Raw genomic sequence first — 19935 nt, 5'->3', positions numbered from 1 at the left:
GCCTGCGGGTAACAGGACGGAGCGAATGTATAACATCAAGTTTGTCTATCTGTTCCACGAGAACGTCTCGCCAGCGCTGTTTGCGAAAATAATCCGCCCGTCCGTTGCCGGACAGTGGATTATGTCGGTTCCCGACCATTCGCTGCGCTCGCTCTTCACGCGCTACGATCTGCTGCGCACGATCACCGGTGCGAATCCTTATCAGTCCGGGCGCGATACCCGCACGCTGATCGCGCAGGATTTAGAGATGGGCAGAGTGGTTGCCATTGACGAAAGTTTTCGTGACTGGTCATCAGTAACGGAAATTTTTTACATCAATGCCAAAGGGCAACTCCAGGCTGCCTCGCTGGTCGGCCTGGGCTGGTATCCGGTGAGTACGATTGTCGACCGCTACGAAGCCATGGTGAGAACGTACGGATCTCGCCCTGCGCCAACGGTACTGCCAAAACAGGTGGTGAAATCTAAAACGGCACAGGTGCCGGATGAACCTACTCCGGGCAAGGACGGTAAAACCTATGCCGGGCAGCTTCAGAAGATGACCAAAGCAGAGCGCTGGCAGGCGCGTAAAGATCTGATTGCGAAGGGGAGCAATAGCCTTTATCCGGATGCCCAGATCGCCGCGAAGCGTCTGGCGGCGAATAATATCGCGGTGGAAAAAGCGAAGCTTGCGGAAAATATTTATAAGACCGTGAACCCGCTGGAAACCACACCGGGCGTGCCGGAGGGGTGGACGGATATCAGTAATGACGATGCGCTGTTAGGAAAGTTCGGGCTGAACAAATCAATGCTCTTTGACGATGATACGTCCCCCAATTTTCTGGCGCGCGTCTATCAACCGAAGCCGGAAGTGTTTGGTACAGATATGAACCCCACACTGGTATTCAGGGGATCGCGCGAGCCTGGTTTCGCCTCTCTGTCTGAGAATGTCTCCTCTTTACTGACCAAAGGGGAGCTGGCGCCGGTGGTAAACGGGGCTGACTGGTCGAATAACTTCTCACAGGGCATGGGTATGGCTTCAGATTATTATAAAAAGGCCGTGAGTATTGGTAAGGAGCTGGCAAGGTCAGGCCAGAATATTGATATTGCCGGTCATTCCCTTGGCGGTGGCCTCGCCTCTGCAACCTCTATGGGCAGCGGGAAAGCGGGGTGGACGTTCAACGCCGCCGGCCTGAATGCCGGAACCGTAGAAAAATACGGCGGTAAGATATTAGGCAGTACGGATAATATCCAGGCGTATCGGGTTGAAGGTGAACTGCTGACGAAGATTCAGGAAGTTAACCCCTGGGAAGATCTGAAAACGATGAAAGGGCATGTCCCTTCGTGGATCCTCAAAGAGGAAATCTCTGCGCTGAGCCCTAATGCTGCCGGAATACCCCACGATCTTCCCGGTGGAACCGGAAGCGCGCTGGACCGCCACGGGATTAATCAGGCGATTGATTGCATAGAGCAACAGAAGGACGAGGATATTTCGATAATCGGGAGTCGATTGTGAAAAAACGGTTGATGGCTTTTGTCGCGTTATGTTTTTTATTCATGATTCAGGGGTGTAAGCAGGATATGGACCTTAATCCACAGGACTACTTCAGCGGTCAGCAGCTTGAACTGGCGAAAGCGATTGAAGAAGGTGATGTCGACGCGGTGAAGACGCTTGCACCAGAAAGCGATCTTAATAAACCGGGAAAGCAGGATATGACCCTGCTTTTTTGGGCCATCGGCAACGCGATTAATGATAAAAAAACATCGCCCCATTTAAAGGTGATTACATTGCTTGTTAAGGCCGGCGCAGATCCGCTCCAGCCTCGACCGCAGGGAAAAAGCAGCCCTGCCGAATTTGCCCTGAAGGGGGACAGCGCGGATTGGATCGATGCGATGCTGGACGGTGGCCTCTCACCCAACGTGAAAGATAAGGTCTTCCACGAACCGATCGTCTTCCAGTCGCTTAAAGCGAAAAACACAGAGACTCTGGAAGCCATGCTCGATCGCGGAGCTGACGTCAATGCAACCAATTCACTGGGTAAAACGCTGGTGTTTGATGCGCTGGATAACCAGGCTTACGAGCATGTCTTGTTACTGCTCGATCGTGGAGCGGACCCGTCAGTTAAGGCTAAAAATGGCTGGTCAATGAGTAATGCGCTTGCGGACGCGCTGAGTGGACTTGATAGAGGCAGCGAGCAATACGAGAAGTTAAATGAAATAAAAGAGAAACTTATTCAGAAAGGGGGCGTGTGGCCACCTGCGCCGGTTAAGTGATTGCTCAACTTTCATGAAAGCCAGAGATAAGGTTTTTTCCGGAGTTTCCATTAGCCTGCACTCTTTGGATTTATAAAAACGAAAGTTCGTACCTCCAGACAAATCAACCCAGCATTGCATCAATCCAAAACCACCTCGTCGAAATTAGCTTTACGTTCATAAACGTTCCCAGCATAAACCATTACGGAATAAAGATTATGCTCAACCGAATTACCGTCCAGCTCCCGGTTGAGGGGCTGCTTTTCTGGAAACTCTCCGGCCGTGAGGCGATGTCCGAGTCGTTCGCGCTGACGCTGACCCTGCTTGGTACGGACGCGCGCATTGACCGCAGCAAGCTGCTGGGCCAGCCGGTCACGGTGACCATCCCCACGCAGAACCTGCTCACCCCCCGCTATATCAACGGCAAGGTGACGCGCGTGGCGGTGAGCGCCGTGGAGCTGACGGGCACCCGCTACGCGGTGTACCAGCTGACGGTGGAGCCGGACCTGTGGCCGATGAAGCGCGACCGTAACCTGCGTATCTTCCAGGGCCAGACGGTACCGCAGATTGTCAAAACCCTGCTGGGTGAGCATCAGGTTAACCTCGAAGACAAACTTACCGGCAGCTACCGGGTGTGGGACTACTGCGTGCAGTATCAGGAATCGAGCCTGGACTTCATCAGCCGCCTGATGGAGCTGGAGGGGATTGCGTACTACTTCAGCCACGAGGCCGACAAGCATACCCTGGTACTGACCGACGCCGCGACCCAGCACCAGCCGTTCAGCGGCTATGAAGTCATTCCTTACCACCAGACGCCGTCCGGCGGCAGTACGGATGAAGAGGGCATCAGTCAGTGGGCACTGGAGGACAGCGTGACGCCGGGGATATACAGCCTCGACGACTATGACTTCCGCAAGCCGAACGCGTGGCTGTTCCAGGCGCAGCAGAACCCGGCGTCCCCGAAGCCGGGCAGCATCGACGTGTACGACTGGCCGGGCCGCTTTGTGGAGACAGGCCATGCGGAGTTCTACGCCCGAATCCGTCAGGAGCGCTGGCAGGTGGAGCATCAGCAGATTCAGGCGACGGCCACGGCGGCGGGCATTGCGCCGGGCCACATCTTTACCCTGTCCAACGCGCCGTTCTTCAGTGACAACGGGGAGTATCTGGTGACGGCGGCGGGTTACCACTTCGAGGAGAACCGCTACGCGAGCGGTGAGGGGGAAACCATTCACCGCACCGATTTCACCGTTATCCCGGCGTCGGTGTCCTACCGTCCGGCGCAGAGCACGGCGTGGCCGCGCACCTACGGCCCGCAGACGGCGAAAGTCGTGGGACCGCAGGGGGAGAGTATCTGGACGGACAAATATGGCCGCGTGAAGGTGAAGTTCCACTGGGACCGCCTGGCGAAGGGCGATGACACCAGCTCCTGCTGGGTGCGCGTGTCGAGCGCCTGGGCGGGCCAGGGCTACGGCGGGGTGCAAATCCCGCGCGTCGGCGATGAGGTGGTGGTGGACTTTATCAACGGCGACCCGGACCGTCCGATTATCACCGGCCGCGTATACAACGAAGCAAGCATGCCGCCGTGGGCGCTGCCGGCTGCCGCGACGCAGATGGGCTTTATGAGCCGCACGAAAGACGGTTCAGTCGACAATGCCAACGCCCTGCGCTTTGAGGACAAGGCGGGCGCGGAACAGGTGTGGATCCAGGCCGAGCGGAATCTGGACACCAGCGTCAAGAATGATGAAACGCACAGCGTTGGCGGCGCACGCAGCCATTACGTGAAGAAAAATGAGCTGCATCGCGTGGAGGCTAATCAGATCCAGGCCGTGAAAGGCGGAACCGAGATCCTGACGGGTAAAGGCAAGCTGGATGCGGCGGTAGAGCAGTATGTTATTGCTTCCGGGACGAAGCTGCGGCTGGTCTCGGGCGAGAGTGCTATTGAGCTTAACGCTAACGGCAAAATTAACCTGATCGGCAAAGAGTTCAACTTCTTCGTTGAAGGGGACGGCTATATCACCACGGGCGGCAAGCTGCACCTGAATACGTCGGGCACCCAACCGGGCACAACGGCGCCGGGGTCAGGGCATAAAGGGGATATTGATGCGGCGGTGCAGGAGAAATTTACGCCCCCGGAAGAGTAACCGCTTTCTGTCTGCCGCCGGGTTGTCCGTGGCGGCACGTAAAACCCTTTAGCAATTTTAGACGCGAGTTCACCGATGAAATACACCCTCCAGGAAGGTTCCTTTACCCTTTTTCCTGCCGCCTGGCAGGACAACAGCATGAACATCATTCGCGATGACGAAAGCGGGCTGTCCGTGGTGGTCAGCCGCGGCGTTATCCCGGATGGCAGCGACTACGAACAAGAGTTTCACCGCCAGTGGGACGTGCTGCGTCCTCAGATGGGTGAGATCGCCCAGAGCGAATTTCAGCACGTAAAAGCCGGGCCTGACGGAAAAATTAACGGGCTGGAAGTTGAGACCACCTTTGACCGTAACGGCCAGCGCCTGTGGCAAAAACAGCTGGCCGTGCAGACGCCGGGCAAACCGGTACTGATAATTTTTACCCTCTCGGCCTTAAAAGCCTTTACGGAAGAGGACGAGGCGCGCTGGAGCGCACTGAAGCAGAGTCTGACGCTAAACGACAACCGGAATGTGTAAGGCATGAGCGATAACAACGCGGCCCGTAAGGGCGACGAGATTATTCACTCCAGCATTTTTGCTGATATTACCAGCATTGTGGCGGAAGGTGCCGCCTATGCGGTGATTGGCGCGGCGGTGGGCGCGGCAGCGACCGTCGCGGCCCCACTGCTGGGAGCCGGGGCCGCAGCAGCAGGCGTGGCGGCGATTGGATCCAGCTGTCTGTTGAGCGGCATTATCGGCGGGGTTCTGGCGAACGTCGCCGGGATCACCGACGATATCAGCAACGCCGCTGAAGGGCTGGGTAACGCGCTTTTCCCGCCGTCGCCCGCGGGCAAAATCACCACCGGTTCGAGCAATGTTCTGACAAATAAACTTCCCGCTGCACGCGCCGCCGGGACGTTAACCCCTGCCGATACCCCGTCCCCTGAGCCGCAGTCGCCGGGCAGCTTTGCCGACTACGCGGGCATGCTGCTCTCCGCTGCCGGACAGTTCGGCAGCGAGATGTGGCAGCCGAGCGTCGCCTCTGCCGCCGCAGGGACCTCGCCGCTGGAAGAAGACAAGGTGGCGTGTGATAAACACTCCGGGCCGCAGTATCTGGCGGAAGGCTCGAAAAGCGTCTTCATCAACGGACAGCCTGCGGTGCGCGCAAAAGATCGCACCACCTGCGAGGGCACCGTTTCCGACGACGTCTCCCCGAACGTGATCATAGGCGGCGACACGCTCACGGTCCGCGATATCAAAAGCGGTAAAACGCCGGGTCTGGCGCTGGGGATGATTGCGCTCTCCCTGCTGCGCGGGCGGCCAGGCAAGATCCTGAAAAACATGCCCTGCGCGCTGGCTGCTGCCGGTGGCGGGATGCTGGCGGATATGGCCGTCAACGCCGTGTTCGGCTCCTCGCACCCGGTTCACGCCGCTACCGGCGTGAAGGTGCTGAATGACGACGACGAACTCGATTTCTCGCTGCCAGGGCGCTTTCCGCTGCGCTGGCAGCGCAGCTACAACAGCCTGACCACCCGCGAAGGGCTTTTCGGTCTGGGCTGGGCTACCACCTTTGACAGCTATCTGGCGCTGGAAGAAAACAACGCCACCTGGTTCGATGAAACCGGGCGCGAGCTGAGCTTTGAACTGCCGCCGGTCGACCGCGCGTTTTACAGCATCAGCGAAGGCATCATTATCCGCCGCAATGAGAGCGGCGACGTGGCGATAGCTGACGATGACGGCGCGGTGTGGCGTCTGTATAAACCGACCCGCGCTAACCCCTCCATCCTGCGCCTGGCCTCCCTCAGCGACGAGTACGGCAACGCGTTGCTGACGGAATGGGATGAGCACGGGCGGCTGGTCGGTCTGCACGATGAGCCGCGAGCGATCGATGTCACCCTGCGCTATGACGATGAACGTTTCCCGCAGCGCGTTACCGCTGCCAGCCATTTTGACGGCAACCAGACATGGCCGCTGATGCAGTGGGGGTACGACGCGCGCGGCCAGCTGGCCAGCGCAACGGATGCCTCCGGCGTGGTAACCCGTGAATACCGTTATAACGATGATGGCCTGATGGTCTGGCACCGTCTGCCGGGCGGGCTGGAGAGCGAATACCGCTGGCAAAAATTCGACCACTGGCGCGTGGTGGAAAATCGCACCAGCACCGGCGACGGCTGTCGCTTTACCTACGATTTAGCCGCCGGGCTGACGACCGTCGATCACTACGACGGTCAGACGCGAAAGCATTACTGGAACGCGCAAAACCTGATTGTTCGCTACGTTGACGAGCGCGGTGAGAACTGGCGCTACGAGTGGGATGACAACGAACTCCTCACGCGTCGCATCGATCCGCTGGGTAATGCCGTTACCTTCGTCTATGACGAGATGGGCAACCGGGTGCAGGAGATCGACGCCGACGGCAATACCCGCACCACCACCTGGCTGGAGCACCGTGCGCTTCCGGCGTCCATCATCGAAGCCGACGGTAGCGCCACCCGGTTCCTGTATGACGAACATCACGGGCTGAAACGCGTGGTGGATCCGATGGGGCAGACCACGCTGCTGCGTCGGGACGAGTTTGGTCAGGTTGTGGAAGAAGTTGATGCCGCCGGGAACAGCCGCTACCAGGAGTACAACGAAGCCGGGCAGATGGTGCGTGCGACGGACTGTTCTGGCCGCGTGACACAATACCGTTATCATCCGCTGGGCTGGCTGGTGGCTGAGATAAGCGCCGACGGCGAAGAGACGCGTTACCGCTACGACGCCGCGGGGCGTCCGGTGCAGCTCGACCGATCAGAAGGCTGGACCGAGTCGCTCAAATGGAACGAACGTGGTCTGCCGGTGAAGCATGCGGGCGCCGACGGGAAAGAGAGCGAGTTCAGATACGACGAGGCAGGGCGCTTAACCGCCACCCGCAATACGCAGGGTGAAGAGGTGCGCCGCCGCTGGGACAGCCGCGGACGGCTGGTCGCCATGGAAAACGAAAACGGCGAAGCGTATCAGTTCCGCTGGGGCGCAGACTCGCTGCTGCTGGAAGAGGTGGGACTCGATGGCGTGGCCTCGCAGTATCGCTACGATGCCTGCGGACGTACGATAGCGCGCACCTTTGCCGCCGGACATCCGGAGGCCATCACCCACGCTTTCGCCTGGAGCGCGAGCGGCCAGCTGGTCGCCCGCACCACGCCGGAGGGGCAGACCCGCTACCACTACACCCCGTCCGGCCTTCTGAGCCGGATTGGGCTGCATCCCGCGCTTTCAGAAGATGCCTGGAGCGCCGAGGCCGAGCAGGAGCTTGTGTTTGAGTATGACGCGCTCGGGCGCGTCACGCGCGAAACGGGCGAACACGGGGAGCTGGCGTGGGAGTATGACGCGCTGGGTAACCGCACCTCCGTCACGCTGCCCGATGGTCGGGAGCTGAAACAGTTCTACTACGGTAGCGGGCATCTGCTCAGCATTGCCCTTGATAAGCTGTCGGTCTCCGACTTTACCCGCGACGAACTCCACCGTGAAACCAGCCGTACGCAGGGGCTGCTGACCACCCGCAGCGAATACGACCGCCTTGGCCGACTGCATCGCCGGGACGTCTTTACCGGCAATGCCCAGCGCCCGTCGCCGCGCCGCTGGTCCCGCCGCTGGGATTACGACTATCGCAATAACCTGGTGCGGGAAGAGCGGGACGATAACCCGTTCAGCTGGTACCGCTGGCAGTACGACAGCGCCGGACGTCTGCTGGTTCAGGACGGCACGCTGCCCGGCCAGGAGCAGTGGCGCTGGGATGCTGCCGGTAACCCGCTCGAAGGCTCTGCTGAGAAGGTCACGCACAACCGTCTGACGCACCTCAACGGCATTCGCTGGCGCTATGACATCCACGGCCGCACCGTGGAGAAGGATAACGGCCAGACCCGCTGGAACTACCGCTACGACGGCGAGCACCGCCTGACGGAGGTCATCAGCCAGCCGCGGGACCGCAACAGGCCGCAGACGCAGGTCAGCTTCCGCTATGACCCGCTCGGGCGACGCATCAGCAAAACGCGCCGCCAGATGCTGGGCGGCCAGCCAACCGGCAAGCCGGTCACCACCCGGTTTGTCTGGGAAGGGTTCCGGCTGTTGCAGGAGGTGCACGGGGATGTGCCGCTCACCTACGTCTACAGCGATCAGGACAGCTACGATCCGCTGGCACGTATTGACGGCGTTGATGCCCCGGAATTCTTCTGGTTCCACTGCCAGCCCAACGGCACGCCGGAGCGGATGACGGATAGCGAAGGGCAGGTGCGATGGGAAGGGGTGAACAGCGCCTGGGGCAAACTGCTGCGGGAAAGCGAGACGCAGGTATCAGGATATTCCCAGAACCTGCGTATGCAGGGGCAATACCTGGACCGTGAGACAGGGCTGCACTACAATCTGTTCCGGTATTACGACCCGGACTGCGGAAGGTTTACGCAGCAGGACCCGATAGGGCTGGCGGGAGGGATTAACCTTTACCAGTATGCGCCGAATGCGCTGGGTTGGGTGGATCCATTAGGTTTACGATGTGGGCGAACTAATACTTGGAATGATTTTCAGCGGCAGCATAAAGGTCGTTTCAAATCATCAACTGAAGCGGCTTCTGCTTATAACAAATTAGTGAATGAACAATCGCCTTGGCCATTAAATGAGCCTCCTTTAGATGCAACATTAGTCCCAGGGACTCGAGTAAAAATGGCCGTATCTCCAGGCCAGCCAGCGACGAGACCTGGAGGGTTTGCTACATTTGACGATATTCCTAATGCTTCATATGTTAGAAATGAGCTCGCTGTGAAGATGGAATGGAAACCGGATATTGATAGAGTAATAACTTATGAAGTTAAGAAACCATTACCAGTTAAAATTGGTGCAGTTGGACCTCAAGTTGATAAAGGTGCGAATGTATATCTGCCTGGCGGCGGTTCACAAGTCGAAATGGCTGTGCCACCTGCAGAACGCATGAATTATTTGGAAGTTATTGACGAGTCGTTGCTCAAGCCCTAAGTTATAAAATGAGATTAAAATGATTAATAATTTTACCTGTGATAAAGAAAAGAATGAATTGCATTGGATATATAATACACACCAAGTAGCTATCGTTATAGATGATTTAGATCTGGCAATGATAGATGAAAAGAGAAAATTAATTTTTGTATTGAGTAAACCATTACCCTTACCCGTGTTATTAACTGTTTTAAATATTGATGGGACTTTGCTTTCAACATTTGCGCCTCCAGAAGGTGCGTCTTTTTCTTATTTGACATTAAACGATAAAAAAGAGGTTTTGATTGTCTGCTCCTTTTCGGAAAAAATAAATGGTTGGTATGATTGGCATTATTCTTTAGACTTGGATAAAAAAGTGATAACAAGAATGGCGCCATCTTATTAGAATCTGATAAAGCCATTTTAAAGTAAAGTTTTTGTGGATTAATACAATCATAACACTAAACACGAGGCTCATCATATTCTTAGCCATAGCTATCCAGATAATAAACTTTGCTGGCCCGTATTGTCAGCCTTGAAGCGACGGAGAACTTCTGATTCCACGGTTTGCCCAGCGGTACGCTGGAGCTGATAACTTATGTAGAAAGGCAGTAACTCTGGTGCGGCTTCAAGTATTATATTGGTAATGTTTTATCAGAATTGCCAGATGTTACAAGAATAAAAGTCAAGGTAAAATAATGAATAATAAAAACATACAAACAGTTGATCTACTTATCACACATAGTCAAATATTGCTACGATCACGAGACTATGATGAAAAACTGAGCCAGTGGGGCAAAGGTAATGTATCTCAAGGCGCTGTGATTCATAAAGATTATGTTATTTTTGATCCTTTACCTGAGGACGCATTTGGAGCAAACGTAAATATTAAAATAGAAAATACTTTTAATTTAGATGAAAATGCTCAACGCTGCATTGTAGTGCCATTTTTTATTACAGATAAAAATAAGCTTCAGGTGGCTTCTGCGACAGAGAAATTTGACATAAACATAAATGTAACCAACAAAACGTATTCGCTCTATTATGAGATTTGTGAAGGGGATGAAATTTATTACAATTTCACTCTTGTGCCGGAAAAAGACACTGTCACAGCTAAGTTTTTATTAGACGACCCTTGGGGCGGAAAAAAAGATAATCCACTCAAAGAAGGTGTTTTTTAACGTTAATAATAACTAAATAAGAACGAAAAAAAATCCACGCCAAAGCGTGGATTTTTTTCATTCAAAACAAATCAAACATTAAACAAGAAGTTCATCACGTCGCCATCTTTAACGATGTAATCTTTCCCTTCCGCACGCATCTTGCCTGCTTCTTTCGCGCCTTGCTCACCCTTGTAGGTTATGAAGTCTTCAAACGCGATAGTCTGCGCACGAATGAAGCCTTTCTCGAAGTCGGTGTGGATCTTACCGGCCGCCTGAGGCGCGGTCGCACCGACAGGGATGGTCCACGCACGCACTTCTTTTACACCAGCGGTGAAGTAGGTTTGCAGGTTCAGCAGCTCATAGCCCGCGCGGATCACGCGGTTCAGGCCCGGCTCTTCCAGACCCAGCTCGGCCATGAACTCTTCGCGGTCGGCGTCGTCCAGCTCTGCAATATCAGATTCAACGGCAGCGCAAACCGCTACCACTACAGAGCCTTCAGCCGCAGCGATTTCACGCACTTTGTCCAGATACGGGTTGTTCTCGAAACCGTCTTCGTTAACGTTGGCGATGTACATGGTAGGCTTCAGGGTCAGGAAGCTCAGGTATTTGATCGCCGCTTTGTCTTCGTCAGTCAGGTTTTTCAGCGCGCGCAGCATGCCCGCGTTTTCCAGCTGTGGCAGACATTTTTCCAGCGCAGCCAGTTCCGCTTTCGCGTCTTTGTCGCCGCCTTTGGCTTTCTTCTGCACGCGGTGAATGGCGCGCTCGCAGGTGTCGAGGTCAGAGAGGGCCAGCTCGGTGTTGATGACGTCGATGTCGTCAGCTGGATCCACTTTGTTGTTAACGTGGATAATGTTGTCGTTCTCGAAGCAGCGCACAACGTGGCCGATCGCTTCGGTTTCACGGATGTTGGTCAGGAACTGGTTGCCCAGGCCTTCACCTTTGGATGCGCCTTTTACCAGGCCCGCGATGTCCACGAACTCCATGGTGGTTGGCAGAATGCGCTGCGGCTTCACGATTTCCGCGAGCTGGTCCAGACGCGGATCGGGCATAGGAACAACACCGGTGTTCGGCTCGATGGTACAGAACGGGAAGTTCGCCGCTTCAATACCTGCTTTGGTGAGCGCGTTGAACAGGGTGGATTTGCCCACGTTTGGCAGACCGACGATACCGCATTTGAATCCCATTTCTAAATCACCTTAATATCTTGATAATCAATCCGTTAACGATAACCGATTGAAGAAAAGTAAATAACTACGCCTATTATACACGTAACCCGCGCGACGCGCGGTAAAAAGGCCCCAGGGCGCCGATTATTGCGCTTTGAAAGCGTGCAGTCGATTGGTGGCTTTCGTCAGGCCATCCTGAAGCCAAATCTCGGTGCAGCGGGCCGCTTCGTCCACCGCTTCGTCAATCAACTTCTGCTCAGAAACCGGGGGTTTACCCAGTACGAAACCAACAACTTTGTTTTTATCGCCCGGATGGCCGATTCCCACGCGCAAACGGTGGAAATTAGGGTTATTACCCAGTTTGCTGATGATGTCTTTCAGACCATTATGGCCGCCATGACCGCCGCCCAGTTTGAACTTCGCCACGCCTGGCGGCAGGTCCAGTTCGTCGTGGGCCACCAGGATCTCATCCGGATTGATGCGATAAAACGTTGCCATGGCCGCCACGGCTTTGCCGCTCAGGTTCATAAAGGTGGTTGGCACCAGCAACCGCACGTCAGCACCCGCAAGATTGATGCGTGAGGTATACCCGTAAAACTTGGGTTCTTCACGCAGGGGAGCGCGCAAACGCTCCGCCAGCAGATCAACATACCAGGCGCCGGCGTTATGGCGGGTAGCGGCATACTCTGCGCCCGGATTGGCGAGGCCGACAATCAGTTTAATCGTCACGATTTACTTCCTAATGGGTTCCAGATCTGGCGCGTAGTTTACTGTCTGGCGCGCCGCTTGACAAAGTTCTGCCTGCTGTACACCGAAATGCGAATAATTTCCTCTTTGAACAATTAGAATTTCAAGCTGTTCAATGTCTTATTTGTAAATTTTTGTCCGGGAGTTATCAGTAAATGTGATCATTCACGCAACTCATATAAGAGGCGTTGTCTATACTTTACACACAAGGAGAAGGGGCTTTTCCCCTGACAACCCAAAGTTCCGGAGGTGACATATGAAACGCAAAAACGCTTCAATGCTCGGTAACGTGCTAATGGGGTTGGGACTGTTCGTGATGGTCGCCGGTGTCGGTTATTCAATCTTAAACCAATTACCGCAGCTTGACCTCCCACAATACTTTGCGCATGGCGCGGTGCTGAGTATCTTCCTTGGTGCGGTATTGTGGCTCGCCGGGGCGCGCGTGAGCGGACATGAGGAAGTCTGCGATAAATACTGGTGGGTGCGCCATTACGATAAACGATGCCGCCGCGACCAGCACAAGCATAGCTAGTGCCCCATAAAGAACACCGAAACGACTTCATCTGAAGTCGTTTTTTTTGCATGACGCATTGACCCTCACGTAACGTAAGGCTTCAGAGTAACGACACTGGCAGAACAAAAGGAGCCGTTATGTTGATACAGGTGGGTGAACTGGCGAAACGTGCCGGGATCACCGTGCGGACTTTGCATCACTACGAGCAAACAGGGCTGTTGTTACCTTCTGCCAGAAGCGCGGCAGGCTACCGGCTTTATAACCTGGCGGATGTGCAGCGTCTGCATATGATCCAGGCGCTGGCAAAAGCCGGACTGGAGCTTGCCGAAATCAGGGATTTTCTGGAACAGCGTTCGCTGTCATTAGCCGAATTACTCGACGGGCAAATCACTCTGCTGGACAAGCAACTGCGTAGCATCCATACGCTGCGCAACCGGCTGGTGGAATTGCGTACCGGGCTGACCGACGATGCGACGCCGGATCTGGAATCCTGGCTACAGACTCTGGAGTTAATGAATATGTACGATCGCTGGTTTAGCAAAGAAGAGTTGCAGCAACTACCGTTTGCGGTAGAGAAAGAGGCGCTGGCGGATATCTGGTCGGGTCTGGTGACGGAGGTTAAACACTTGCTGGAACAGAACGTCAGCGTCACGGACGCGCGGGCGACCGATTTGGCTTCACGGTGGATGGAACGCCTGGAGCAGGATACCGCAGGCAAACCGGAATTTTTGACCCGTCTGAACGAGATGCACAGCGTGGAGCCGCAGATGCAGGAGCAAACCGGCATTACGCCGGAGATAACTGATTACATCACGCGGGCGTTTGCCGAATCAAAGCTCAGCATCTGGGAGAAATATCTCACTGCCGAAGAGATGGCCTTTACCCGGGCGCACTACTTTGACCGGATGATGGAGTGGCCGCCGCTGGTGGCGAAGCTGCATCAGGCGCAGCAGGATAATCTCAGTCCCGCTTCTGACGATGCGCAAAAGCTGGCAGAAAAGTGGCTGGTTTTATTCCAGTCCTATGCAGGAACAAACCCGCAGACCCAGCAAAAATTTCGCCTCGCCATGCAGCAGGAGCCGCATCTGATGAAAGGCACGTGGATGACGCCTGCCGTGCTTGAATGGCTCCAGCAGGCGATCGGGGTGATGATGCAAAGACGAGTCTCTGCATCAGATGACTCACAGATCCGCTAACGCAGCTTCACGGTTAGGGTAGAAGGACAATCGGCCAGGGATCGGCTGCACGCCCGCGCGCGCCATGGTGCGCAGGGGCTGGAATTCAAGGTTACTTATCCGCAGCTCGCAGCCTTCCGGCAGGCGGGCAACAAAGCGCTGGAAGGCATCCAGACCGCCGGCATCCAGCACCGGGACGGCATCCCACTTCAGCACCACAATCCGTTTGCCCGCGATGCGGGATTCCAAATCGCTGAACAAACCTTCCGCTGCGGCGAAGAACAGCGGACCAATCACGCGCAGCACCAGCACATCGTCAGGCACCTCAACGTTAACCGGGGAGAGACGCGTCATCTGCGCGATGCGGCGCATAAACAGCAGCGAGGCCAGCACAATGCCGACGCTGATGGCGATAACCATATCGAACAGCACGGTCAGCGACATGCAGATCAGCATCACGATAATGTCGTCTTTCGGCGCACGGCGCAGCAGGTTAACCACCTTATGCGCCTCACTCATGTTCCAGGCCACCATCAGCAGCAACGCAGCCATGGCAGAGAGTGGAAGCCATGAAAGCAGCGGGGCAAGGATAAGCAGCGCCATGATCACCAGCAGGGAGTGAATGACCGCCGAAACCGGTGATGTCGCGCCCGCACGTACGTTCGCGGCGGAACGGGCAATCGCAGCCGTAGCGGTAATACCGCCGAAGAACGGTGCAACGATGTTCCCTATGCCCTGGCCGACCAGCTCGCTGTTGGCTTTGTGCTTAGTTCCGGTCATGCCGTCGAGCACGACGGCGCAGAGCAGGGATTCAATCGCGCCCAGCATAGCCATGGAGAACGCGGCAGGCAGCAGAGCGCGAAGGGAATCCCAGCTTAGGGTGAAGCTTGAGCCCGGCATGTCCCACGGCAGAACCAGCTGCGGCAGCAGCTGCGGAATGCCGCTGCCCTGTGAGCCGTCCGCCAGAATATAGTGGAACTGGGAGCCAATGGTGGCGACCTGTCCACCGAGCAGGTTGACAACGCCCATCACCGCGCAGCCCAGCAGCAGAGCGGGCAGATGCCCCGGGAGACGAATGCCTAAGCGAGGCCAGACGATAAGTGTGCCGAGGGTAACGATGCCAATGGCTGCATCGCCCAGGTTGGCCGTCGGCAACGCCATAAACAGCGCGCCCACTTTCTGTAAATAGTGCTCCGGAACATGGGCCATTTGCAGGCCGAGGAAATCCTTAATCTGCATGGTCCCGATGGTAATCCCAATCCCCGAGGTGAACCCCAGCGTTACGGAAAGGGGAATATATTCAATCAGGCGACCAAAGCGGGCCAGACCAAACAGAATTAAAAAGATGCCGGACATTAGGGTGGCAACCAGCAGGCCTGCCAGACCAAACTGTTGGGAAACCGGGTAGAGGATCACCACAAAGGCGGCAGTCGGGCCGGAGACGCTGAAGCGGGACCCGCCCGTCAGCGCAATCACAATCCCCGCAACGGCCGAGGTGTACAGCCCGTACTGCGGCGCGACGCCGCTACCAATCGCCAGCGCCATCGCCAGCGGGATGGCAATAATCCCGACGGTGATCCCGGCTATCAGGTCACGAACAAAGCGTGACGATGTGTATTTCTCTTTCCAGAAGGCGTCGATGAGGGCGCGAAAGGGCAGAACATGTGAGGAGGTTACGTTTTTCACAATTATCTATCATCCGTGTGCGCATCATCTGTCATGTGAATGGCAGGTGAAGGAGGCATAAGTCATACAAATAAATACTATAAACAAAAAAACCCGCCGTAGCGGGTTTTTTGGCCGTGTTCGATCAGTGTTCGAACATTGCAGAGATCGATTCTTCGTTGCTGATACGACGAATCGCTTCGGCCAGCATCCCGGACAGAGTCAACGTACGCACGTTTGGCAGCGCTTTGATCTCGTCGCTCAGTGGAATGGTATCGCACACCACAACTTCGTCAATGACGGAGTTACGGAGGTTGTTTACCGCATTGCCGGAGAAGATCGGGTGAGTGGCGTAAGCGAATACGCGTTTCGCACCACGCTCTTTCAGCGCTTCAGCGGCTTTACACAGCGTACCGCCGGTATCGATCATGTCGTCCACCAACACGCAGTCGCGGCCAGCCACGTCACCGATGATGTGCATCACCTGAGAAACGTTAGCGCGCGGACGGCGTTTGTCGATGATCGCCATGTCGGTATCGTTCAGCAGCTTCGCGATAGCACGAGCACGTACCACGCCGCCGATGTCCGGAGAAACCACAATCGGGTTGTCCAGATTCAGTTGCAGCATGTCTTCCAGCAGGATTGGGCTGCCGAATACGTTATCAACCGGCACGTCGAAGAAGCCCTGGATCTGCTCTGCGTGCAGGTCAACCGTCAGTACGCGGTCAACGCCGACGCTGGACAGGAAGTCAGCGACAACTTTAGCGGTGATTGGCACACGCGCGGAACGGACGCGACGGTCCTGACGTGCATAGCCAAAGTAAGGAATAACAGCAGTGATACGGCCAGCAGAAGCACGACGCAGCGCGTCGACCATAACAACCAATTCCATCAGGTTGTCATTCGTTGGAGCACAGGTGGACTGGATGATGAAAATATCACCACCGCGTACATTTTCGTTAATTTGTACGCTGACTTCGCCGTCGCTAAAGCGACCTACAGCGGCGTCGCCGAGGGAAGTGTACAGGCGGTTGGCAATACGTTGTGCTAGTTCCGGGGTGGCGTTACCAGCAAAAAGCTTCATATCAGGCACGAGAAGAACCTCAGGCATGCGTCCAGTGGTGGATAGCGTTCGCCGCAAACTGCGGGGCCTAAGCAAACGCTATCCAGGCGGTGTATTAAAGAGCGCGATGCAACGTCTGGAACAGGGTGACGTTGTCACCGAAACTCAGTCTGCGCCAGAATGGCCTGCTGTAGGGGGGAGGTGTTCATCCCGCGTGCTACAAAACCATGCAGCCAAACCGGCGCTTGCTCAAGCACCTGACGGGCGGCGGTTTCGGTGTCAAATTCAGCAAAGACACAGGCCCCTGTACCGGTCAGGCGCGACGGCGCGTATTCTAACAGCCAGGAAAGCACCGCATCAACCTCGCGAAAACGTTTTCTTGCGATATCCTCGCAATCGTTGCTGAATTCACAATTTAATAACGTTTTTATTGACCGTGCCGGGGTATTTCTTTTCAGGTCAGGATCTTTAAAGATGACCGGGGTAGGAATGCTCACGCCGGGGTGAACGATCAGATACCATTTTTCCGGCGGATCGACCGGCGTGAGGATTTCACCGACACCTTCAGCGAACGCCGCGTGGCCGCGCACAAACACCGGTACATCGGCGCCCAGCGTCAACCCTAACGCTGCCAGTTCGTCCGTCGTCAGACCGCAGCCCCAGAGGTGGTTAAGCGCCACCAGTACGGTCGCGGCGTTTGATGAGCCGCCGCCAAGACCGCCGCCCATCGGCAGGCGTTTGTCGATACGGATATCCGCACCGCTTCCCGCCGGCAGACGACCCGACGTCGACGCCGTTTTCATTAGCAGGCGGGCAGCGCGCACGATCAGGTTATCGTCATGCGCCACGCCGTCGACCGGCGTCAGCAGGCAAATCTGCCCGTCCTGACGCGGTTCGATGGAGATGGTGTCGCCGTAATCGACAAACTGAAACAGCGTTTGCAGGGTGTGATAGCCGTCAGCGCGCTGCCCGGTAATGTAGAGAAACAGGTTCAGTTTTGCGGGAGAGGGCCAGTGGGTCATCATTTAACGATCCAGTTGTCCATTTTCAGCTTGATACGCTGGCTACCCTGCGTCAGCTCCATATTGGACGGCAGCGACGGTTGCGTCTTGCTGTCATACGCGCTGTACACCACTTTCCAGGTTTTACCGCCCTGGGTGTAGTTCACCTGGCTCAGACGGTATTGATCGTCGAGCGTATAGTCGGTTGCGTCACCCGGCAGGCCGAGGATCCACTGGCGCAGACTATTGAGCGGAATCGGCATTCCGGTCAGCTTGCCAATCATCTCTTCGGCGTCGGTTGCCGTGTAATGCTGGCCTTTGTTATCGGTGATCTGCGCTTCGCCAGGCTTCGCGTTAAGCTCCAGCTCGGTGCTGCCCAGCGGGTTCAGCAGCAGCAGGCGATAGTTGTCCTGACCCGTTTGCTGCCAGAAGAAGCGAGCGTAAACTTTTTGTTCGTCAGAGAGATAAGCAAATGCACCGCGGGTCTGGTACTGGCTTAATTTCAGCACGTCCTGCTGGTGCTGACGCCACTGCGGTGAGTCAGGGCTTTTGCCCGGGCCTTTCGGCTGATGAACGGAACAGGCGGTCAGAACCAGGGCCGCCAGAGGCAGCAGGCGAATCATTCGGGTCATAATGATGACAAATCCTTGAGATACGTTGCAGTTATAACTGTTAATGCTAGCGTTGAAGGGTGCCACCGTCTACGTTCAAATTATCTCAAAGCGTGGCGTAAGCTATTACTCCGAAAGGGGGCAGTCTCTTTTATTGATCTCGCGCATCCTGTATGATGCGTCCTGCTAACCTTATTAACGCTGGTACTACTCCCGCTCAACATGACCCTATTAGCACTCGGTATTAACCACAAAACGGCCCCGGTTTCACTGCGAGAACGCGTTACGTTTTCGCCGGATACGCTCGACCTGGCGCTGGACAGCCTGCTTGCACAGCCGATGGTGCAGGGTGGCGTGGTGCTGTCGACGTGCAACCGTACCGAGCTGTATTTGAGCGTAGAAGAGCAGGACAACCTGCACGAGGCGCTGATCCGCTGGCTGTGTGACTACCACAACCTCAACGAAGAAGAGCTGCGCAACAGCCTGTACTGGCATCAGGATAACGATGCGGTCAGCCATCTGATGCGCGTGGCCAGCGGTCTGGATTCGCTGGTGCTGGGCGAGCCGCAGATCCTTGGCCAGGTGAAAAAAGCCTTCGCGGATTCCCAGAAAGGGCATCTGAAAGCCAGCGAACTGGAACGAATGTTCCAGAAGTCATTCTCCGTGGCGAAGCGTGTGCGAACCGAAACCGACATTGGCGCCAGTGCGGTTTCGGTTGCTTTCGCGGCCTGTACCCTTGCCCGTCAAATTTTTGAATCCCTGTCGACCGTCACCGTACTGCTGGTGGGAGCGGGCGAAACCATCGAGCTGGTGGCGCGCCATCTTCGCGAACACAAGGTGAAGAAGATGATCATTGCCAACCGCACCCGCGAACGTGCGCAGGTGCTGGCGGACGAAGTGGGCGCTGAGGTGATTGCGCTGAGCGACATCGATGAACGTCTGAAAGAGGCGGACATTATTATCAGTTCTACCGCCAGCCCGCTGCCGATTATCGGGAAAGGGATGGTCGAGCGTGCGCTGAAATCCCGCCGCAATCAGCCGATGCTGCTGGTGGATATCGCCGTTCCGCGTGATGTCGAACCGGAAGTGGGCAAACTGGCGAACGCCTACCTGTACAGCGTGGATGACCTGCAAAGCATCATTTCGCACAACCTTGCCCAGCGTAAGGCGGCGGCTGTGCAGGCGGAAACCATCGTTGAACAGGAAACCAGCGAATTTATGGCCTGGCTGCGCGCGCAAAGCGTCAGCGAGACCATCCGCGAATACCGCGGTCAGGCGGAGCAGGTGCGTGATGACCTGACGGCCAAAGCGTTAGCGGCCCTTGAACAGGGCGGCGACGCGCAGGCGATTATGCAGGATTTAGCCTGGAAACTGACCAACCGCCTGATCCATGCCCCAACCAAATCTCTTCAGCAGGCTGCCCGTGACGGGGACGATGAACGCCTGACTATTCTGCGCAACAGCCTCGGGCTGGAATAGCGCCCTATACCCATTTTCT

16 protein-coding genes are annotated in these 19935 nt (G+C 56.0%); 10 read left to right on the top strand and 6 right to left on the bottom strand.

The annotated features are described in order from the left end of the window. The first annotated feature begins 25 nt into the window (after nt 1-25). From KTH07_RS10675 to comJ, 7 genes are all read left to right on the top strand, one after another. Entirely contained in the window at nt 26-1492 is a 1467-nt protein-coding gene (locus tag KTH07_RS10675) for a hypothetical protein (protein ID WP_023303868.1), read from the top strand. Continuing rightward, nucleotides 1489-2250 carry an ankyrin repeat domain-containing protein gene (locus KTH07_RS10670; RefSeq protein WP_023303867.1) on the top strand — a complete coding sequence of 254 codons (762 nt, stop codon included), beginning with the start codon at nt 1489-1491 and terminating at the stop codon, nt 2248-2250. The genes KTH07_RS10675 and KTH07_RS10670 overlap by 4 nt, the downstream gene beginning before the upstream one ends. Nucleotides 2251-2447: 197 nt before the next feature. After that, nucleotides 2448-4370: a type VI secretion system Vgr family protein gene (locus KTH07_RS10665; RefSeq protein ID WP_023303866.1), complete on the top strand. Its 1923-nt coding sequence runs from the start codon at nt 2448-2450 to the stop codon at nt 4368-4370. Nucleotides 4371-4445: 75 nt separating this feature from the next. After that, complete coding sequence (locus tag KTH07_RS10660) at nt 4446-4886, top strand: DcrB-related protein (protein WP_023303865.1); 441 nt, start codon at nt 4446-4448, stop codon at nt 4884-4886. Nucleotides 4887-4889: 3 nt separating this feature from the next. Continuing rightward, nucleotides 4890-9353, top strand: coding sequence for an RHS repeat-associated core domain-containing protein (locus tag KTH07_RS10655; RefSeq protein WP_023303864.1), 4464 nt, complete (start codon nt 4890-4892; stop codon nt 9351-9353). 19 nt (nt 9354-9372) lie between these two features. Then, on the top strand, nt 9373-9738 hold the full coding sequence (locus KTH07_RS10650) for a hypothetical protein (RefSeq protein ID WP_032634362.1): 366 nt from the start codon (nt 9373-9375) through the stop codon (nt 9736-9738). A 292-nt stretch (nt 9739-10030) separates the two neighbouring features. Next, nucleotides 10031-10513, top strand: coding sequence for a competence protein ComJ (gene comJ / locus KTH07_RS10645; protein ID WP_023303862.1), 483 nt, complete (start codon nt 10031-10033; stop codon nt 10511-10513). Nucleotides 10514-10584: 71 nt separating this feature from the next. Here the strand turns inward: comJ and ychF are convergent, their stop codons facing one another. Both ychF and pth read right to left on the bottom strand, forming a co-directional pair. Next, complete coding sequence (gene ychF, locus KTH07_RS10640) at nt 10585-11679, bottom strand: redox-regulated ATPase YchF (protein WP_003856650.1); 1095 nt, start codon at nt 11677-11679, stop codon at nt 10585-10587. Between the two features lie 126 nt (nt 11680-11805). Continuing rightward, nucleotides 11806-12390 (bottom strand): aminoacyl-tRNA hydrolase, encoded by a 585-nt coding sequence (gene pth / locus KTH07_RS10635; RefSeq protein ID WP_006810922.1) that lies wholly within the window; start codon nt 12388-12390, stop codon nt 11806-11808. 274 nt (nt 12391-12664) lie between these two features. Between pth and ychH the strand changes: the two genes are divergently transcribed. Continuing rightward, nucleotides 12665-12940: a stress-induced protein YchH gene (gene ychH / locus KTH07_RS10630; protein ID WP_032619557.1), complete on the top strand. Its 276-nt coding sequence runs from the start codon at nt 12665-12667 to the stop codon at nt 12938-12940. Nucleotides 12941-13059: 119 nt separating this feature from the next. Beyond that, nucleotides 13060-14118 (top strand): MerR family transcriptional regulator, encoded by a 1059-nt coding sequence (locus tag KTH07_RS10625; RefSeq protein ID WP_023296767.1) that lies wholly within the window; start codon nt 13060-13062, stop codon nt 14116-14118. Here KTH07_RS10625 and dauA read toward each other — a convergent pair. From dauA to lolB, 4 genes are all read right to left on the bottom strand, one after another. Further along, the gene (gene dauA / locus KTH07_RS10620; protein ID WP_063161931.1) at nt 14104-15783 is read right to left on the bottom strand and encodes a C4-dicarboxylic acid transporter DauA; all 1680 of its coding nucleotides are present in this window, start codon (nt 15781-15783) and stop codon (nt 14104-14106) included. The two genes, KTH07_RS10625 and dauA, sit on opposite strands and share 15 nt — an antisense overlap. 124 nt (nt 15784-15907) lie before the next feature. After that, nucleotides 15908-16855: a ribose-phosphate diphosphokinase gene (gene prs / locus KTH07_RS10615; protein WP_003856663.1), complete on the bottom strand. Its 948-nt coding sequence runs from the start codon at nt 16853-16855 to the stop codon at nt 15908-15910. Nucleotides 16856-16980: 125 nt separating this feature from the next. Continuing rightward, nucleotides 16981-17850 (bottom strand): 4-(cytidine 5'-diphospho)-2-C-methyl-D-erythritol kinase, encoded by an 870-nt coding sequence (gene ispE / locus KTH07_RS10610; RefSeq protein WP_017693293.1) that lies wholly within the window; start codon nt 17848-17850, stop codon nt 16981-16983. Further along, the gene (gene lolB, locus KTH07_RS10605) at nt 17847-18458 is read right to left on the bottom strand and encodes a lipoprotein insertase outer membrane protein LolB (RefSeq protein WP_003856665.1); all 612 of its coding nucleotides are present in this window, start codon (nt 18456-18458) and stop codon (nt 17847-17849) included. Before lolB ends, ispE begins: the two co-directional genes overlap by 4 nt. Nucleotides 18459-18659: 201 nt before the next feature. Between lolB and hemA the strand changes: the two genes are divergently transcribed. Beyond that, nucleotides 18660-19916, top strand: coding sequence for a glutamyl-tRNA reductase (gene hemA / locus KTH07_RS10600; protein ID WP_003856666.1), 1257 nt, complete (start codon nt 18660-18662; stop codon nt 19914-19916). The last annotated feature ends 19 nt before the right edge of the window (nt 19917-19935 follow it).

It is taken from the genome of Enterobacter cloacae complex sp. ECL72 (assembly GCF_019056635.1).
Lineage (GTDB): Bacteria > Pseudomonadota > Gammaproteobacteria > Enterobacterales > Enterobacteriaceae > Enterobacter > Enterobacter hormaechei_C.
Note: the sequence above shows the minus strand (reverse complement) of the source record. Positions and strands in the feature narration are given on the sequence as shown.

Excerpts from the sequence above, each read along its gene's own strand:
- KTH07_RS10675 (WP_023303868.1), top strand. The coding sequence starts at position 26 with ATGTATAACATCAAGTTTGTCTATCTGTTCCACGAGAACGTCTCGCCA.
- KTH07_RS10665 (WP_023303866.1), top strand. The coding sequence starts at position 2,448 with ATGCTCAACCGAATTACCGTCCAGCTCCCGGTTGAGGGGCTGCTTTTC.
- KTH07_RS10660 (WP_023303865.1), top strand. The coding sequence starts at position 4,446 with ATGAAATACACCCTCCAGGAAGGTTCCTTTACCCTTTTTCCTGCCGCC.
- KTH07_RS10655 (WP_023303864.1), top strand. The coding sequence starts at position 4,890 with ATGAGCGATAACAACGCGGCCCGTAAGGGCGACGAGATTATTCACTCC.
- KTH07_RS10650 (WP_032634362.1), top strand. The coding sequence starts at position 9,373 with ATGATTAATAATTTTACCTGTGATAAAGAAAAGAATGAATTGCATTGG.
- comJ (WP_023303862.1), top strand. The coding sequence starts at position 10,031 with ATGAATAATAAAAACATACAAACAGTTGATCTACTTATCACACATAGT.
- ychF (WP_003856650.1), bottom strand. The coding sequence starts at position 11,679 with ATGGGATTCAAATGCGGTATCGTCGGTCTGCCAAACGTGGGCAAATCC.
- ychH (WP_032619557.1), top strand. The coding sequence starts at position 12,665 with ATGAAACGCAAAAACGCTTCAATGCTCGGTAACGTGCTAATGGGGTTG.
- KTH07_RS10625 (WP_023296767.1), top strand. The coding sequence starts at position 13,060 with ATGTTGATACAGGTGGGTGAACTGGCGAAACGTGCCGGGATCACCGTG.
- ispE (WP_017693293.1), bottom strand. The coding sequence starts at position 17,850 with ATGATGACCCACTGGCCCTCTCCCGCAAAACTGAACCTGTTTCTCTAC.
- lolB (WP_003856665.1), bottom strand. The coding sequence starts at position 18,458 with ATGACCCGAATGATTCGCCTGCTGCCTCTGGCGGCCCTGGTTCTGACC.
- hemA (WP_003856666.1), top strand. The coding sequence starts at position 18,660 with ATGACCCTATTAGCACTCGGTATTAACCACAAAACGGCCCCGGTTTCA.